Here is a 17,400-nt window from a genome sequence, read left to right as displayed (position 1 = left end):
GCGTGTATGGGTCCCCGCCTTCGCGGGGACGACGGGTGGAGTTCGTCATTTCGCCTTCGCCACCGTCGCATCCTTGCGCGGCAGGATCTCCACCGTCGCAGTCCGGCCGGCAACGAGTGTGCCGCCTTCGGGAATGGCATCCAGCGACACGCGCACCGGCACGCGCTGTGCCAGGCGCACCCAGCTGAAGGTCGGCGTGACATTGGCAAGCAGATTGCTGCCCTGGCCACGATCGCGATCCTCGATGCCGGCAGCGATGCTTTCGACACGGCCGGTGAGCTCATGGCTGTCGCCCATCAGGTGGACGCGCACGGGATCGCCGACATGAATGCGCGACAGTTTCGTTTCCTCGAAATAGCCATCCACATGCAGGCTGGACGTATCGATCAACGCCATCACGCCTTTACCTGCCGTAACATAGGTGCCTGGCCGCAGATCCATATTGCTGATCCGGCCTGACACCGGTGCGCGGATTTCGGCGCGATCGAGATTGAGCTGCGCCACGCCGCGATCGGCCACGGCCTGATCATAGGATGCCTCCGCCAGCTGCTGCGTGGCGACCACCTGTTCCTTCTTCTGCTGCGAGACCGCGGCCGTGGTGAGATCATTGTAGCGCTTGAGATCGAGATCGGCCTGCTCCAGCGTCGCCTTGCGGCCAGCGACAACGGCATCCGCCGTCTGCAGCGCCAGCGCGAAACGCGCGCGGTCGATCCGCATCAGCACATCGCCGCGCTGAACGGCCTGATTGTCCTTGACCAGAATCTCTGTCGCAAAGCCGGAGACATCCGGCGCCACGGTGACCACATCGGCGCGCACGCGGCCATCACGCGTCCACGGCGCGTCCATGTAATAGACCCAGAGATAACGCCCGACGGCGAGGGCGGCGACGACCATCAGCGCAGTGACGGCAAAACGGCGAATGAATGCAGCAATAGTCTTCATGACAGTAATCCGGACGTGAGATAGACGACGCCGCCAAGCAGGCAGACGTAAAGGGCGAGATCAAACAGCGCGCGATGCCAGACGAAGCGATAGACGCCGGCGCGTTCGAGCAGCGGGCGCAACAGCGCACCAATGGCGTAGGTGATCACCAGCCACAGCATCAGCGAGGGCAACAGCACGCCGAACAGATCGATCTGATACTTCATGCGGCAACACTCCCGACATGGTCGATGGCTTCGGGTTGATAATCGGGCGCATCCGGAAACAAGCCGCGGCGAATGCCGACCAGGCCGATCAGCGCATCGGTACGTCCCGCGCCGTGTTCGTCGATGGCTGCGGCCATGGCGTGATCGACACGCGCTAGCAGGGCATCCGGCATCGCCGTGCCATCATGCCTGCGAAAACATTGTGCGAGTTCATCGAGCATGGCATCGATGGCGCCCAGCGTTCGCCACGACAGATGATGCCGGGCACGCCTGAGATCGACGACATTGAGGCCGACACGCAGCTCACGCAGATTATCGATCTGGCGCAGATCCGAGCCTTGCAGCGCGAGCAGACGTGGCGCCAGCACACCGATGCGGTTGAGCATCACGCCGGCAAAGGCTGCGCGGTCGCGATTGCCGCGGCCTTCGGCAGCTTTCGCGATGGCGATCCAGCCGCGACGCATCAGGCGGCGCACGCTCCATTCCGAACCGACCGAGCGGATCAGCCGGATCGAGATGGCTGAAAGCTCGATGCCGACAAAGAGCGCGATGCTGGAATTGGCGAAGGACGCGAAATCGGCGCTGTAGGTTTCCTGCAGCGCCATCATGGTCGCCGTATTGGCAGCCAGCAGCATGCCGATGACGAAGGTGGCCGGACGCGCGATCAGATAGCCGAACACCAGGAAGGCCGGTGCCAGCACAAAGATCAGGACTTCCACATTGCTGATGGCCGGCAGGATGGCGAACAGATAGGCCGCGATGATCACGATGGCGACCAGCGTCCATTTGACGAAGCCGCGCAGGCCCACCGAGGGATCATCCATGCTGGCGAAGAACGAGCAGCCGATCGCCGCCATCATCGGCGCCGTGGCACCGTCGGTCCACCCGGTCAAAATCCAGAACGCGCAGCACACCAGAATGGTGACGAACGCGCCCGCGGAAGACCACAGCGCCATGCCGGGATCGCGGTAGCGCGCCGGTGCGACGCCGCCATCCGGCTGGAACACGAGCTTCGCACCAGCAGGCCGCTCGCCGCTGGCAATCGCCTGATTGAGGATGCGGCAATCCGCGGAGATATCGACGAGTTCGCGCAGCCGCATCAACAGACTGGCAACGATGATCTCGGTCCATGGCGACGTGGCATTGAGCGTAGGTCGCTGCGCGGCAATGCGCTCACGCAGGCGCTCGGCCGGCTCACGATCGAGATCGTCATTGCCGATCCACTGCGCGACATCATCAAGCAGCGAGATGAGCAGCGGATGCCTGCTGCGCGCGTCCGGACCCAGCGCATCGATGCGATCGCCGAGCGAGGACAATGCCGGCAGGAAGGTGAGCATGCGAACGCGCAGCGCGCGCATCCAATGGACGGTCTCGCGGCCGACGCTGCGATCGAATGCGAGATGATCGGCAAGACCATCCAGATCGACCGCATCGGCAGCGAGCTTCAGGCGCAGATCGCGAACGGCCTGATCCGCACTGCGGCCGGCCAGAACATCCTTGCTCAGCTTGCGCGCACCTTTGAGCCAGCCATCGACACGCGCGGCGACAGCCGGGCCGACGCTGCGCGGCAGCAGCACCGTGGATGCCACGGTCGCACACAGGATACCGATAATGATTTCCTGGCTGCGCGCCACGGCGGTGTCGAAGATGGCAGCGGGTTCGGAGACCGAGGGGAAAGCGATCAGCGCGCAGGTATAGCCGGCGAGCATGAACATGTAGCTGCGCGGCGTGCGATCGAGCAGCGAGACATAGAGGCAGATGCCGACCCAGGCCGCGATGGCGAGACTGAGGAGTTCCGGCGAATTGACGAGATTGGGCACAAGCGCGATGCTCGCCGCGGCGCCGATCAGCGTGCCGATGACGCGATACAGCGCCTTCGAGCGCGTAGCTCCGGCGAGCGGCTGCGAGGTGATGTAGACGGTCGCCAGCGCCCAGTAAGGCCGCGGCAGATCTGCGGCAAAGCCGATCAGCAGCGCCGCCATGGCGGCGATGAAGGTCTTTACGGAAAAAATGATATCGGCGTGGCGCTCGAGGAAGGGCAGCCGGTCAGCGGCGGTGCTCATGACGCGCTATCCGTTTCCAGCGCAGCCTCATAGAGGCGATGCGCGGATTGTTCGATGCGGCTCAGAACATCGAAGGTGATCGCGAGCTCGTCCGCAGAAATGCCTGTCATCAGCTCGGCGCGCGTCCGACGCATCACGCGCCTGATCTCCTCGGCCTTGGCTTCGCCGAGTTCCGTGAGATGCAGCACCTTAGCGCGACGATCGGTCGGATCCTCGCGGCGCTCGACCAGGCCTTCGGCGGCGAGCAGATCGATGAGGCGCACCACCGACGGGCCTTCGAGACCCATTTCCTCGGCCAGCACGCCCTGGCGCACATTCTCGCGCCCGCCGCGCGACAGGATCAGCAACGGATGGGCCGTTGCTTCGGACAGACCATGCGCCGCCAGGGTCTGATCCGCCTTGCGGCGCCAGACCCTGGCCAAACGCGCGACAAGCAGGCCGAGCTCGGCCTGCACATGTGGAGTGGTGGGGGGCATGGATATTAGATAGGATGCTATCGATTAGGCTGCAATCGATATTGTGCATCGCAACGATCACGCTGTGGTGAGGGCAGCGCGCATGGTGAACAGCGCCCTAATGCAAACGGCCCCGGATCTTACGATCCGAGGCCGTTCGAAAATGCCACTTCCTGTCGTCGCCCGGCTTGACCGGGCGATCCTGTAGACACTGACGCGTGTGATGAAGCCGAGAGTTCGCAGTTTACTGGATCCCCGCTTTCGCGGGGATGACAGCCGAAGCTCAATCCGTGGACTTGCGCAGTTCCATCGCCTCGGTCTTGGCCGGCTCGCTCTTGGCGGGCTCGGACTTCACGGCACCGGTCGTGGTCACCGGATCGAGCTTGCTGCTCTCGACGCGCGGGGTGGAGACGCGGGTGACGGTCTCGCCGCCAGCCGACGCATCGGCCGAACGGGTGCGCATAGTGCGCGGCTGCGACAGCGAGCGGGCCATCAGCATCTGGCCGCGGCCCTGATGGCGGAAATCGCAATAGCCGGTGAAGCCGAGCACAGTGACCGAGCCGCGAAAGCTGCGCTCGTCCTTCTTTTCCAGATCGAAACACGGCTCGAAGGGCATGCCCTTGAGCGACGCGCAGATGTTTTGGCCGCGAACCTGCAGCGTATTGCCGGGCACGCGCATATTGCGTGCAGCAGCGGTGCCCGAGAACTGCACCGCGCCGGCTGCACCGCCGTCGTCGAAAATGCGGCCTGCGCCGCGGGTGCCGTCATTACAGGCGAATGCGAAGACCCTGCCGGACACGAATTTGCGTGCCTCCTCGGCATTCATCTTCTGGCCGGCAAATGCCGGTGCCGTCACCACCGTCGTGGCGAGCACCGCCCCCAACACATAACGCGCAACCATGGGATACTCCGAAACAACCGAGCGCGGATCATCACGAGACGTGCCCGAGGTCACCACGTGTGACCGCCAGATGTCTTTACCCGCTGCTTACCATACCAACTGCGGCAACAATGGAGCAGGATGGTTGGTAAAGTCTGAACGTGGTTTAGCCGATCTTTACCACGATTCGGCCGCGGACCTGACCTGCCAGCACCCTGGCGCCAGCCTCGATCACCTGATCAAGAGCGATTTCCTGAGTGATTTCAGCAAGTTTTCCTGAATCAAGATCAGTGGACAGCCGCGCCCAGGCCGCTTTGCGCAACTCGATCGGGGCCATCACGGAATCGATGCCGAGAAGACACACGCCGCGCAAAATGAAAGGCGCAACCGAAGATGGCAGGTCCATGCCGCCGGCCAGGCCGCAGGCAGCGATGGCGCCGCGATATTTGGTCGAGGCCAGAAGGTTCGCCAGCGTGGTCGAGCCGACGCTGTCGATACCGCCCGCCCAGCGCTCTTTCGCCAGCGGCTTGCCGGGCGCGGAGAGCTCGTTGCGATCGATGATCTCGGCAGCACCGAGGCCCTTGAGGTAGCCCTCTTCCGAGGTGCGGCCCGTGGAGGCGATGACGTGGTAGCCGAGCTTCGACAGCACGGCGATGGCCACCGAGCCGACACCGCCGGCGGCGCCGGTGACGACCACCGGACCGTCCGCAGGCTTCAGCCCATGATTCTCCAGCGCCAGCACCGACAGCATGGCGGTGTAGCCGGCCGTGCCGATCGCCATGGCATCGCGCGCGCTGATGCCGTCGGGCAGACGCACCAGCCAATCGCCTTTGACACGGACCTTCTCGGCGTAAGCGCCGAGATGGGTTTCGCCCATGCCCCAGCCATTGCCGATCACCTTGTCGCCGGCTTTCCAGTTCGGATTGGTGGAGGATTCGACCGTGCCTGCGAAATCGATGCCGGCGATCATCGGGAAACGCCGCACCACCGGCGATTTGCCGGTGAGCGCGAGACCATCCTTGTAGTTCAGCGTGGACCACTCGACGCGGACGGTGACATCACCTTCCATCAGCTCGGCTTCGTCGAACTGCACGAGCGCAGCCGTGGTGCCTTTGTCCGCCTTATCGATCCGGATCGCTTTGAACGAGGACAATGCGCGTCTCCTTTGTTTTCTTATGATTTGCACCGACGGATATGTCCCCTCTCCCCAACGGGGAGAGGGTCAGGGAGAGGGGGAGCCATACACTCCGACGGAGCTTGTGGCTCCCCCTCTCCCGCCCGGCTTCGCCGGTCGTCCTCTCCCCGGTGGGGAGAGGTGAAGCAAGGACCCCTAACCCCATCACGCCGGCTGCGCAACCGCGCGGACCACGGGCTTTTCCACGATCGGCAGATTGATCAGCGCCGACAGCACGCCGAACAGCACCGAGAGCCACCAGATCGGCGTGTAGGAGCCGAATTTGTCGAACACGATGCCGCCGAGCCAGGCGCCCAGGAAGCCACCGACCTGATGGCTGAAGAACGCAAACCCATACAGCGTCGCCAGCCAGCGGGTGCCGAACATCAGCGACACCAGGCTCGATGTCGGCGGCACCGTGGAGAGCCAGGCGAGACCGCTGATGGCGCCAAACACCAGCGCCGACGTCGTCGTCAGCGGCAGCATGATGAAGGCCACCGTGGCCAGCGCGCGGGTAAAATAGATGAAGGAAAGAATGTAGCGCTTCGGCAGCTTGCCCTGCACATAGCCGACCGTGAGCGAGCCGATGATGTTGAACAGGCCGATGATGGCAATGACCCAGCCGCCCACCGCCGCCGGCAGGCCGCGATCGATCAGGTAAGCGGGCAGATGCATGGTGATGAATGCGAGCTGGAAGCCGCAGGTGAAGAAGCCGATCACCAGCAGCACATAGGAGCGATGGCCGAAGGCTTCGATCAGCGCGTGCTTGAAGGACTGCTCCGGCACCGGCGCCGCAGCGCTCGCAGCATCTGCCTTCGGTGTCGCCAGCACCATGGCCAAGGGCACCACCAGCAGCATCAGGAAACCGAACGTCGTCAGCGTCGCCTGCCAGCCGGTATTGTCGATCATCGCCACCGTGAAAGGGGCGAAAATGAACTGGCCGAACGAACCGGCCGCCGTGCCGGCGCCGAGCGCGATGCCGCGCCATTCCGGCGGCATCAGCTTGCCGAAGGCGGACAGGACGAGATTGAACGAACAGCCGGAGAGACCAAAGCCGATCAGGAGGCCGGCGCTCAGATTCAATTCGAGGGGCGTCGTGGAATAACGCATCATCAGCAGGCCGGCCGCATACATGAGCGCACCGATGCAGATCACGCGCACGCTGCCGAACTTGTCGGCCACGGCGCCGGCAAAAGGCTGGCCGATGCCCCAGAGCAGGTTCTGCACGGCGAAGGCCAGCGCGAATACATCGCGGCCCCAGCCATATTCCTGGCTGAACGGCTGTACGAAGAAGCCGACGCTGGAGCGCGGGCCGAAGGTCAGCATGCCGATCAGCGATCCGCAGATCACGATCACCAGGGGCGTGCGCCAGCCGAGATTTGGTCGCGATAGACTGTCGATGGCTGCCATGTTGTGTCCCCCGTCCTCAATTTGAGGTTCCGCAGAGATAAATGCATCCGCATGATAATCCAACCACCGATCGGTTGATATTCGTGCGGATCAGATGTGCGATTCACGACAGCGCCTGGCCAAGCTGTTGTCGCAACGCAAGGCCAGTGTGTACTGGATCCGCGCTTTCGCGGGGATGACAGGTGAGATGCCGAAACGCCAAAAGCGGCGCCGGGCATGGCGCCGCTTTTTGCAGGCTTGGAGGTAAAGTCGGATCCTACGGCTTGGTCTCGGCCAGTTTCCTGGAGATTTCAGCGGTCTGCGCCGCTGTTCCCCAGCTCGGCGCATCGCTGCCATCGCCCCATTTGCGCGGACGGTAGAAGGAATGGACGCCGGTTTTGTACATTTTCTTCATTTCGCGCACCCAGGACGGATGCACCCAATAGGCATGGTAATGCGTGGACTTGCCGACTTCCGGCAACCACAGCCGGCCATCCAGCGTCGCCGCCGCGATCTTGCGGGCGCGCTCCCACATATCGGGCTCGCGCACGACGTCCGGAATGCCGTCGCAGGCAAAGGTAAACTGGCAAGCCAGGCGGCGATGCTTGTTCTGATAGACGACGCCGCACGGCGTGGTCGGATAGAAGCCGGAGAACGTACGGTTCATCACCACCTGCGCCACCGCGATCTGGCCGCGCACGGCTTCGCCGCGGGCTTCGAAATAGACGGCTTCGGCCAGGCACTTCTCCTGCTTGTCACGGGCGGCGCCCGAGAGGTTCAGGCGCTGGGCCGGGGTCTTGCCGTGATAGTCGTTATTGACCTCGCCCTTCTTGGCGATGCTTTCGCCAGCGACGGGCTTGTCGGCCGGCTGCGGCAAGGCAGCCGTCTTCTTCATGTCGGGATCAACGGGTTGAGCGACACCCGGCGTGACGATCATCGGCTCTTCGCCGGGCTGCCACTGTTCCATCGTGCCGGCGGCTTCACCGAGCGATGACGCACCGAAAAACAGGCTCGCGGTCTTCACCGAGAAACCGTCTTTGGAGGGCGCCGGTTCGACCGGAATCACAGCCGCCTCGGGCGAAGCATCTTCCGTCGGCTGCACCGGCGCGCCATTGGAATATTGTGCCAATGGTGGCGCATGCAGGGCTTCGTCGAGTTCGGGATCGAGCGGCGCGTGCTGCGCGGATGGCATGCGATCGGCGGTCTTGGCCCCCTTCACCGAGGAGTTGTCACGGAAGGAATCACCTGCCGGATCGTCGGACATATCGTCCGCGGGCTTGAAGGTGGCGAGACGATCGCCCTTCAGCGTGCGATCCACTTTCGGAAAATCGGCGGCCTCATAGCGGCGCGGCGACTGCATCAGGGGATTGCGCGTCACCGTGCCGGTGATGTCATTGGTGTCGAAGCTGGCGAGTTGCAGCAATGGGCGCGACGAGGTGCCGACCGGACGGCCGAACGAGAAGGTCGCGACATGAATCGAGGAGACGGCGGAGGCATAATTGCGCTGCTGCCAGCGCTCGGTGACGCCCGGCTGACGCGCGAGCAGCGACGCAATATCCTGATAGCCTGACTCGGTCGGGGCCATCGCAAAGATGCAGAGGCCGAGACCGAAGAGCGCACGCTGCGCGCCCTTCGGCCCGATACGCAATACTGACATCCGATACGCTCACGCAACACTTACACCAGCATCGATTTGTGCGTCTGCAACAGCATTTCCGTACATTTCGATCTGTTTCGTTAGTAAGCAATCAAAGTTGCCGCGCGGTTAATCACCGATGCAGCGACACCACATGCAAGTGGTGCTTTGATGCGCGCGCAGCATTCGAAAAACGCAGTAAACCGCGGCGTAACGAGAGTGGTGAAGATTGTGTTGACGAATGAGGTGAAGAAAAATTGCTGTCTTTTTCTCCCTCCCCCAAGCGTGGCCTAGCCACGCGCCGTGGGGAGGGTGGATCGAACGTGCAGCGTTCGAGACGGGTGGGTGCTTCCCCAACCTCCGAGGTCGCGGGGCTCCCCACCCGGCTTCGCTCGTCGAGCTTCGCCGCGGCGCGGCCCCGGCCCTCCCCGCTGCGCCGCTTTGCGGCTTGGGGGAGGGAGCACTACTGTTCGAACGCGATCACGTCGCCAGATAATCGAACGCCACTTCGCCAAGCCCCAGCGTCAGATCGCATTTGAAATGCAACGCCGAGACGATCTCGCGCACCGGCAGCCGCGCCACGTCCGCAAGCGCATGCGGAAACAGACCGAGCGCCGCCGGCCCCGACCAGGCCTCTTTCAACACGATGTCTTCGAGGTGGTAGCGCACCAGTTCGCAGATGCGTGGGCTGCCATCCACATGCGGGATGATCTTCAGAATGAAATTCGGCACCGTCAGCGCATGCATGACGGCGTCATGATCTGCCTGGCTGTGCTTGTATCCCATCGTGCCGGATGCACACAGCACTGAACCGTAATGCAGCGTGCCGACCAGCACATCGCTCTCCACGACAATCTTCGGCGTCGCGCGCTTCTTTGGAAATCCCCACAATTCGCGACCACCGGCAATCGGCGCATCGTCATCGAGATACATCGAGTGAATGTAGACGCCATCGACCCCATCGAGGCGCACAGGAATCGCCTGCCCGGTCTCGGTGTAGTCACCAAAGCCGGTCGAATCCGGCATCCGGATGAACTCGTATTTGACGATCGCGTCGGTGACCTGGAGCGGCTCGGGCACCACGGCAGCCAGCGCTTCCGGATCGGTGCGATAGGTGATGATGAAATATTCGCGGTTGAAGAACCGATACGGCCCGCGCGGAAATGACGGATTGGTCAGCGGCATCGAATAGGCGTTGCGCCGGATATCGTCGATCTTCATGGCAGCCCCCAAGGTCAAGCAGTGACGTTGAGGGTACTATGACGATGCTGCATGAAGCTTGCGAGACGAAAAGTGGGCCCGCGGCCCCCCAAGCTCCGCCCTCATCCTGAGGAGTGCGCGAAGCGCGCGTCTCGAAGGATGGCTGCAAAGCGCAATCAACTCATGGTTCGAGACGCGCGCAAGAGCGCGCTCCTCACCATGAGGGACTGAGATAACCTACTTGGCCGGAATCGGCGGCGCGGTCTTCTCGGCAGGTGCCGGAGGCAATGCAGGCTTTGCACCGGCATCCTTGGCATCGGCATCGGGCCGCGCAGGCTGTGGCGGTGTCTCCTGGGGCCGCTGTCCGGTGGTCGAAGGCTCTGCGGGCGCGGCCGGCTTGCTTTCGGCGCCAGGCGTTGACTGCAACGGCGGCGTCGCCTGGGCCATGCGGGACTTTGGTGGATCCAGAGTGAGACGTGCCAGCGCCGATGTCGACATCCCTGCGCCTGTCATCGCCACGAGGGTAGCGATTGCAAGGCGAGTCCGGAACAGTTGCGCATTCATCGAGATCATGGCGTCCACCGCAGGTTCATTTGCGGTGACAACGGTGGCGCCGGAGCAAAAGTTCCCGCGCGAAAACGCCGCTATTCCTTGGTGCTGGAATCCCAGGTGGCATTGCGCACGCCGGCATGGCTCTCGAGCTTGACCAGCACCGCGTCGAGCTCCTTCGGATCGACCGCGGTGGAGACCAGCGTGGCGACGATCTCGCGCTGGGTGTCGCTGAGCTCGTCCACCTCCACATCGCCGACCGGATAGCTGGCTGCCTCGAGCGCTTCCTGCAGCCGCTCGCGCATCTCGGACACCGCATCGGGAACTACCGTGAGGCGGACGTAATAAGTCACTTCCGACGACCGGGCATCGAGCGGCGTACGATTGATCGCATTGACCAGCGGCCGCAGCAACGTGTTGCCGGCCAGCACGAACACCGTCAGCGCGATCGCCTGCGCGATCATATCCGCGCCGGCACAGGAGCCGACGGCGGCCGAGCTCCACAAAGTCGCCGCCGTATTCAGGCCGCGGACATTGGTGCCCTCCTTCATGATCACGCCGGCGCCGAGAAAGCCGATACCGGACACGACATAGGCGATGACGCGCACCGCGCCGCCGGAGCCATCGAGCTTCATGGCGAGATCAACGAAAGCCGCAGCGCTGACGGCCACCAGCACATTGGTGCGCAGGCCCGCGGTGCGCTGGCGATACTGCCGCTCGGCGCCAATCAGCGTGCCCAGCACAAAGGCCGCGGCCAGGCTCAGCAGCGTATCGAGGAAGTCCAGGGTCTGGAAAGTGGTGAGAAAGCGCATGGTTTTTCATGCGTACAGGAGATGACGGGGAGATGACAACTCCGCCCCTCATGGTGAGGAGGCGCGAAGCGCCGTCTCGAACCATGAGATAGCCTGGCTCCGAGCTTGCCGCCATCCTTCGAGACGCACGCCTTTGGCGTGCTCCTCAGGATGAGGGACGGCGTTACACCGCCAAGAGCCCCGCATCGCCCTGCTGATCCGCAAAGGCCAGCAGCGAGCCGCGCGCATTCCAGGCCAGCGCCGTCACTGGCTCGCCCTTGTTGGCGCGCACCAGAATCTCCGCGCCATCGACGAGGCGGACCATCAGCACCGTGCCGTTGCTGTAGCCGCAAGCGAGGATGTCCTGCTTGGGATGACATGCGACGGCGGTCACCTTCGCCTGCAGCGGTGCCAGCATCGCCGGCTCCTTGCCCATCGGGCCGTCCTTGGTGGTGAACGGCCAGACGATCACCGTATCGGCGCCGGACGTCGCAAGACCCTTGCCGCCGGCCGTCCAGGCGATCGAGCGCACGCGGGCGGGATAGCCGGTCATGCGCATATGCTTGCCATCGGCGAGGCGCCAGCCATGCAATGCTGGCTCATGCATCGCCGTGACGATGAACTTGTTGTCCGGGCTGAAGGTGACGCCAAGATGCGAGCCCTGCCATTCCAGCACTTCGGCGCTGCCGGCCATGTTGGGAAACCATAGCGTCACGCCGTTATAATGCGCGATGCCGAGCCGCATGCCTTTTGGCGCGAAAGCGAGGCCGCCCACGGTGGTCGGCACATCGAAGCTTTTTACTTCACCCTTGGGTGCCTGCACGAACGCGGTCTTGCCGGCCGACCAGGCCACGGCGCCATCGGGATGCAGCGCGACATTGTCGATCCAGCGGCGCTTGGCATCGGTGGCGAAGGTCGAGACCGCGCCGCTTTGATCCAGCACCAGCACCTTGCCGTCGTCGGAGCCCATGACGACGCGCTTGCCGTCCGAGGTCGAGCACAGGATGCCGCCAAAGGCGACATCGACGGGCGATGCACTGCCGGCCTGATCGACCAGCGTGACCTTTTCCTCGGCGCCGACGAAGGCGGCCTTGTCGCCGAGGAAATGCACGGCCGAGACGGCCGCACCGATCGTCACCCCGACCACGCGATCGGTGACCGAGACGATCGATTCTTGCTCCTTGAGCGGATTGAAATCGGACATCAGGCGGGAATGCAGCGTTCGAAGCCGTCGCGGATCATCTGCTCGGGCAATTCACGACCGATGAAGACAAGGCGGCTTTCGCGCTTCTCGTCATCCTTCCACGGCCGCTGGTGATCGCCTTCCAGCATCATGTGGACACCCTGGAACACATAGCGCTCGTCATCGCCGGTGAAGGAGATGATGCCCTTGGAGCGCAGGATCTTGCCGCCCTCCTTGGCCATCAGATCCTGCAGCCAGGGCATGAAGGTCGCGGGATCGAGCGCCTTGTCGGTGCGCAGCGACAGCGACTGCATGTCCTCGTCGTGATAGTGCTTCAGGCCGTGGTCATGGCCATGATGATGGTGATGATCATGGCCATGGTCGTGATGGTGGTGATCGTGATCGTCAGCCTCGAGGAAGGCCGGTTCGATCTCCAGGATGCGGTCGAGATCGAACGCACCGCGATCGAGCACGTCTTCCAGCTTCACCTGTGCGCGCGTGGTGCGATGCAGTTTTGCGTAGGGATTGATCGCGCGGATGCGGGCTTCGACTTCCGCGAGCTCAGGCGGCGTGACGAGATCGGTCTTGTTGAGCACGATGACATCGGCAAAGGCGATCTGGTTCTTGGCTTCCGGCGCGTCCTTGAGGCGGTCGCTCAGCCACTTGGCATCGGCCACGGTGACGACGGCGTCGAGCCGCGCATTGGCCTGCACGTCTTCATCGACAAAGAAGGTCTGCGCGACGGGGGCGGGATCGGCGAGGCCCGTGGTCTCGACGATGATGGCGTCGAACTTGCCCTTGCGCTTCATCAGGCCTTCGAGAATGCGCACGAGATCGCCGCGCACGGTGCAGCAGACGCAGCCATTGTTCATCTCGAACACTTCCTCATCGGCGCCGATGATGAGGTCGTTGTCGATGCCGATCTCGCCGAATTCATTGACGATGACGGCGTATTTCTTGCCGTGATTCTCGGTGAGAATGCGGTTCAGCAACGTGGTCTTGCCGGCACCGAGATAGCCGGTCAGCACGGTCACGGGAATTTTTGAGGAAGCGGCAGTCGTCATTCGTATGGCTCCAGGCACAGCCCTCGCCCTGAGGAGCGCGCCGTTGCGCGCGTCTCGAAGGGTGAAGAGAATTGGAAAGAGCCGCCATCCTTCGGGACGCCCGCAAGAGCGGGCTCCTCAGGATGAGGGCTGGGGGCGCCTCTATGGGGTCAGCGCGCCCGCCAGCGTCCTTATATTGTGCCTGACCATGGCAATGTAAGTGGGTGCATCGCCGTTTTCGGCGGTCAGGCTGTCCGAATACAGCGTTCCGCCGATCTTTGCACCGGTCTCGGCGGCAATCCGGCGGATCAGCCGGGGATCGCTCACATTTTCCAGAAACACGGCCGGGATTTTCGCTTTGCGAATCTGGGTGATGATGCGGGCCACATCGCGCGCCGACGCCTCGGATTCGGTGGAGACACCCTGCGGCGCGATGAACTGGATGCCATAGGCAGCGGCGAAATAGCCGAAAGCGTCATGGGTCGAGATCACCTTGCGCTGGGCCTCGGGAATGGCGGCTACGGCCGCCTTCACATCGGCTTCCAGTTTGGTCAGTTCACCCAGATATGTCTCGGCATTGGCCTTGTAGGCATCTGCCCCAGCGGGATCGGCCTTGGCCAGGGCATCACGGATATTCGCGACATAGATCTTGGCATTGGCGACCGACTGCCAGGCATGCGGATCATCATGCCCGTGGTCATGCGCGCCGCCGTGATCATGGCCGCCCTCTTCCGCCTCGCGCGGCTTGATGCCTTGCGTCGCGGTGACAATCGTCGCCTTGCCGCCGGCGGATTTCACCAGCCGCGGCAGCCAGCCTTCGAAGCCGAGGCCGTTCACGAAGACGAGCCTGGCCGAGGTGATGGTTTTCGCATCCGCCGGCGTCGGCGTGTAGACATGCGCATCGCCATTGGGGCCGACCAAGGTGGTCACAGCGACCCGCTCGCCGCCGACGCTGCGCACGAAGTCACCCAGGATGGAGAAACTGGCGACGACGTTGATCTTGTCCTGCGACCAGGACGGCGTCATCGACGAGACGAGCAGCAGCATGGCGCCGAATGCAGCGCCGCAGGAATTACGCAAGGACATCACAATCAAGCCTCAAGATGTCGGCCCGGAAACAGCTGTCTGAGCAGTCCGGACACGCTGCCGAAAAACACTGAAAACACGTACAGAACCGCGGCCACGAGGATGATTGCGGGGCCGGACGGCACCTTGGTCTGGAACGAGAGCACGAGGCCGCCATAGCCGGAAATCATCGCGCTCGCGACGGAGATCAGCATCATGCCGGTGATGTCACGCGACCAGAATCGCGCGATCCCCGCTGGCAGGATCATCAATCCCACTGCGAGCAACGTGCCGAGGGCGTGAAAACCGTTGACGAGATTGACGACAACGAGCGCGAGGAAAGCGAGATGCGCCGGTGCACCGGCGCGAGAAACAGTCCGCAGGAAAATCGGATCGACGCATTCGATCACCAATGGACGATAGATCACGGCCATCACCACCAGCGTGATCGTCGCATTGAAGGCGATCACCAGCAATGTCTGATCATCGAGCGCGAGAATGTTGCCGAACAACACATGCAATAGATCGATATTGGTGCCGCGCATGGAGACGATGGTGACGCCGACCGCGAGCGAGATCAGATAGAACGCCGCAAGCGAGGCATCCTCCTTGATCACCGTGACACGTGACAACAGGCCCGCGAGCAACGCGACAGAGAATCCTGCGATCAAACCGCCGAAGGTCATGGCGAACAGGCTGAGGCCCGAGAACAGGAAGCCGATGGCGGCACCGGGCAGGATGGCATGCGCCATGGCATCGCCGACCAAGCTCATGCGCCGAAGCATCAAAAACACGCCGATGGGCGCACCGCCAAGGGCCAGCGCGATCACGCCGGCCAGCGCGCGGCGCATGAATTCGAAATCGATGAAAGGCGCGATCAGCGCGTCGTAGAGCATAATTACGCCGCCTGCGATCGCTCGTGATCGGCAACGCAAGTGCCGGCGGTATCGTCGAAAGCCTCGCACATACGGCGCGCTTCGCTGAGATTGTCGGATGTCAGCACGTCAGCCGTCTTGCCCCAGGCCACCGCGCCACGCGCGAGCAGCAGTGTTTGCGGAAAATAGGCGCGCACCATCTCCATGTCGTGCAAGGCCGCCAGCACCGTGCGCTGCTCGCCATGCCAACGCTGCACCAGTGCGATCAAATCCATCGTGGTCTTGGCATCGATGGCATTGAATGGCTCATCGAGCACGATGACATCCGCATCCTGCAACAGCACGCGCGCAAACAGCATGCGCTGCATTTGCCCGCCGGACAGCGTGCCGATATTGCGGTTCTCGAATCCGTTAAGGCCGACGGCCGCCAGCGCCTGCGCGATCTGATCGCGCGCTTTCCTGCCGAGGCCGCCAAAAATGCCGGTGGTGCGCCACAGACCGGTGCCGACAAAATCGAACACCGAGATCGGGAATGTGCGGTCGATATCGACGCTTTGCGGAAGATAGGCGATGTCGCGCTGCTTGATGTCGCCGAGCGTGATCTTGCCCGCCAGCGGCTTCAGAATGCCAACAATGCCGCGAAACAGCGTGGACTTGCCGGCGCCGTTGGGTCCGACAACCGCCAGCAGCGCCCCCTGGGTGACATCGCCATTGAGGTGATGCACGGCCGGATGGCGGTCATAGCCGAGGGTGACGTCGCGAAAGCTGAGTTGCGCCGTCATGAGGGCCTCATTGCCAGCAAAACCACCGCCCACAGCGCTGCGGAAACGACCAGTGCGGCGGCGAGCCGGCCGGGCAGCGACATGCGCAGGATCGACCAGGGCGACGGCTGGGCCGGATGCGGGGCCGATGGATCATGGTTGTGATGGGCATGGCCATGCACGTGACCATGGCTGTGGTCGTGACCATGGTGATGGCCGTGATCGTGGGAATGCGCATGCGCCATGGAGGCCGGACCGGAAACGCCAATGAAAACAAGGCGCTCAAAAGCGCCATGCCTCAATCTATGTTACATTATAACGTAGCGCAAGCCGAGGTCAGGCGAAGTGGCGCACCAGAGCCAAACCGGCAAACAGGCCGGCAATCGAGAGCACGACGGAGCCGAGCACATAGGCCAGCGCGAGGCCAAGCTCGCCGCGCTCATAAAGGAGCGCGGCATCGAGCGAAAAGGCAGAAAAGGTCGTGTAACCGCCCAGGATGCCGGTCATCAGAAACAGCCGCCAGGGCTGCGAGGCTTCGCCCTTGAAAGCGAGATAGCCGGCGATCAGGCCCATCACGGTAGAGCCGGTGACGTTGATGATGAAGGTGCCCCACGGAAAGCCGGGCGCCATGCAACGGGCGCAAGTGAGGTTGATGAGGTGACGGAGCGTGGCACCGAGGCCGCCGCCGATGAACACCAGTGCGTATTGCATTTTGATGGGCTGCCTTGATTGATCGTAGCGCTTCGTCATTGCGAGCCTAGCGAAGCAATCCAGAAGGCCGCAAGCGAAGACTGGATCGCTTTGTCGCGATGCTCCTCGCAATGACGGCCAAAAGAGCGAGAAAGCCACGAAAAAGGGCGGCAGCTTTCGCTACCGCCCTTCCCTGCTTCACAGACGCGAAAGCGATCAGACGCCGGCCTTGCCGTAAAGCTCGTCCACATAGTCCCAGTTGACGAGCGAATCGACGAACGCCTTGAGATAATCGGGGCGACGGTTGCGGTAGTCGATGTAGTAGGAGTGCTCCCAGACATCGACGCCGAGGATCGGGGTCGCGCCGTGCACCAGCGGATTTTCGCCGTTCGGGGTCTTTGAGATTTCGAGCTTGCCGTTCTTGACGGCGAGCCAAGCCCAGCCCGAACCGAACTGGCCGGCACCGGCGGCTGCGAAATCGGCCTTGAACTTGTCGAG

19 protein-coding genes are annotated in these 17,400 nt (G+C 63.0%); all 19 read right to left on the bottom strand.

Going from position 1 to position 17,400, the window contains the following annotated elements; translation table 11 throughout:
• Positions 1-45: 45 nt before the first annotated feature.
• Positions 46-942 (bottom strand): efflux RND transporter periplasmic adaptor subunit, encoded by an 897-nt coding sequence (locus tag ACIQ2A_RS21850; protein WP_398483303.1) that lies wholly within the window; start codon positions 940-942, stop codon positions 46-48.
• Positions 939-1,148 (bottom strand): DUF1656 domain-containing protein, encoded by a 210-nt coding sequence (locus ACIQ2A_RS21845; protein WP_398483301.1) that lies wholly within the window; start codon positions 1,146-1,148, stop codon positions 939-941. The genes ACIQ2A_RS21850 and ACIQ2A_RS21845 overlap by 4 nt, the downstream gene beginning before the upstream one ends.
• Positions 1,145-3,211, bottom strand: coding sequence for an FUSC family protein (locus tag ACIQ2A_RS21840; protein WP_398483299.1), 2,067 nt, complete (start codon positions 3,209-3,211; stop codon positions 1,145-1,147). Before ACIQ2A_RS21840 ends, ACIQ2A_RS21845 begins: the two co-directional genes overlap by 4 nt.
• The gene (locus tag ACIQ2A_RS21835) at positions 3,208-3,687 is read right to left on the bottom strand and encodes a MarR family winged helix-turn-helix transcriptional regulator (RefSeq protein WP_398483296.1); all 480 of its coding nucleotides are present in this window, start codon (positions 3,685-3,687) and stop codon (positions 3,208-3,210) included. Before ACIQ2A_RS21835 ends, ACIQ2A_RS21840 begins: the two co-directional genes overlap by 4 nt.
• 262 nt (positions 3,688-3,949) lie before the next feature.
• Positions 3,950-4,567 (bottom strand): hypothetical protein, encoded by a 618-nt coding sequence (locus ACIQ2A_RS21830; protein WP_398483294.1) that lies wholly within the window; start codon positions 4,565-4,567, stop codon positions 3,950-3,952.
• Between the two features lie 145 nt (positions 4,568-4,712).
• The gene (locus ACIQ2A_RS21825; protein WP_398483292.1) at positions 4,713-5,699 is read right to left on the bottom strand and encodes an MDR family oxidoreductase; all 987 of its coding nucleotides are present in this window, start codon (positions 5,697-5,699) and stop codon (positions 4,713-4,715) included.
• 186 nt (positions 5,700-5,885) lie between these two features.
• Entirely contained in the window at positions 5,886-7,130 is a 1,245-nt protein-coding gene (locus ACIQ2A_RS21820; protein ID WP_398483290.1) for an MFS transporter, read from the bottom strand.
• Between the two features lie 256 nt (positions 7,131-7,386).
• Entirely contained in the window at positions 7,387-8,766 is a 1,380-nt protein-coding gene (locus tag ACIQ2A_RS21815; protein ID WP_398483288.1) for a cell wall hydrolase, read from the bottom strand.
• 459 nt (positions 8,767-9,225) lie between these two features.
• On the bottom strand, positions 9,226-9,966 hold the full coding sequence (locus ACIQ2A_RS21810; RefSeq protein ID WP_398483286.1) for an acetoacetate decarboxylase: 741 nt from the start codon (positions 9,964-9,966) through the stop codon (positions 9,226-9,228).
• Positions 9,967-10,182: 216 nt separating this feature from the next.
• Complete coding sequence (locus ACIQ2A_RS21805; RefSeq protein WP_398483284.1) at positions 10,183-10,518, bottom strand: hypothetical protein; 336 nt, start codon at positions 10,516-10,518, stop codon at positions 10,183-10,185.
• Between the two features lie 71 nt (positions 10,519-10,589).
• The gene (locus ACIQ2A_RS21800; RefSeq protein WP_398483282.1) at positions 10,590-11,306 is read right to left on the bottom strand and encodes an MgtC/SapB family protein; all 717 of its coding nucleotides are present in this window, start codon (positions 11,304-11,306) and stop codon (positions 10,590-10,592) included.
• 163 nt (positions 11,307-11,469) lie between these two features.
• Positions 11,470-12,489, bottom strand: coding sequence for a WD40 repeat domain-containing protein (locus ACIQ2A_RS21795; protein ID WP_398483280.1), 1,020 nt, complete (start codon positions 12,487-12,489; stop codon positions 11,470-11,472).
• Complete coding sequence (locus ACIQ2A_RS21790) at positions 12,489-13,532, bottom strand: CobW family GTP-binding protein (RefSeq protein WP_398483278.1); 1,044 nt, start codon at positions 13,530-13,532, stop codon at positions 12,489-12,491. Before ACIQ2A_RS21790 ends, ACIQ2A_RS21795 begins: the two co-directional genes overlap by 1 nt.
• Before the next feature lie 141 nt (positions 13,533-13,673).
• Entirely contained in the window at positions 13,674-14,558 is an 885-nt protein-coding gene (locus tag ACIQ2A_RS21785) for a metal ABC transporter substrate-binding protein (protein ID WP_398483305.1), read from the bottom strand.
• Positions 14,559-14,602: 44 nt separating this feature from the next.
• Positions 14,603-15,472 carry a metal ABC transporter permease gene (locus ACIQ2A_RS21780; protein ID WP_398483276.1) on the bottom strand — a complete coding sequence of 290 codons (870 nt, stop codon included), beginning with the start codon at positions 15,470-15,472 and terminating at the stop codon, positions 14,603-14,605.
• Between the two features lie 2 nt (positions 15,473-15,474).
• Positions 15,475-16,233 carry a metal ABC transporter ATP-binding protein gene (locus ACIQ2A_RS21775; protein WP_398483274.1) on the bottom strand — a complete coding sequence of 253 codons (759 nt, stop codon included), beginning with the start codon at positions 16,231-16,233 and terminating at the stop codon, positions 15,475-15,477.
• Positions 16,230-16,457 (bottom strand): hypothetical protein, encoded by a 228-nt coding sequence (locus ACIQ2A_RS21770; protein ID WP_398483272.1) that lies wholly within the window; start codon positions 16,455-16,457, stop codon positions 16,230-16,232. The genes ACIQ2A_RS21775 and ACIQ2A_RS21770 overlap by 4 nt, the downstream gene beginning before the upstream one ends.
• A gap of 91 nt (positions 16,458-16,548) precedes the next feature.
• Positions 16,549-16,923 (bottom strand): fluoride efflux transporter CrcB, encoded by a 375-nt coding sequence (gene crcB / locus ACIQ2A_RS21765; protein ID WP_398483270.1) that lies wholly within the window; start codon positions 16,921-16,923, stop codon positions 16,549-16,551.
• 195 nt (positions 16,924-17,118) lie between these two features.
• Positions 17,119-17,400: superoxide dismutase (locus ACIQ2A_RS21760; RefSeq protein ID WP_398483268.1), on the bottom strand; the 282-nt coding region annotated here is incomplete at its 5' end.

Origin of the sequence: Tardiphaga sp. (assembly GCF_044336785.1) — a bacterium.
Taxonomy (GTDB): domain Bacteria; phylum Pseudomonadota; class Alphaproteobacteria; order Rhizobiales; family Xanthobacteraceae; genus Tardiphaga.
The sequence above is the reverse complement of the archived record's forward strand: the minus strand, read 5'-3'. Positions and strand labels throughout refer to the sequence as shown.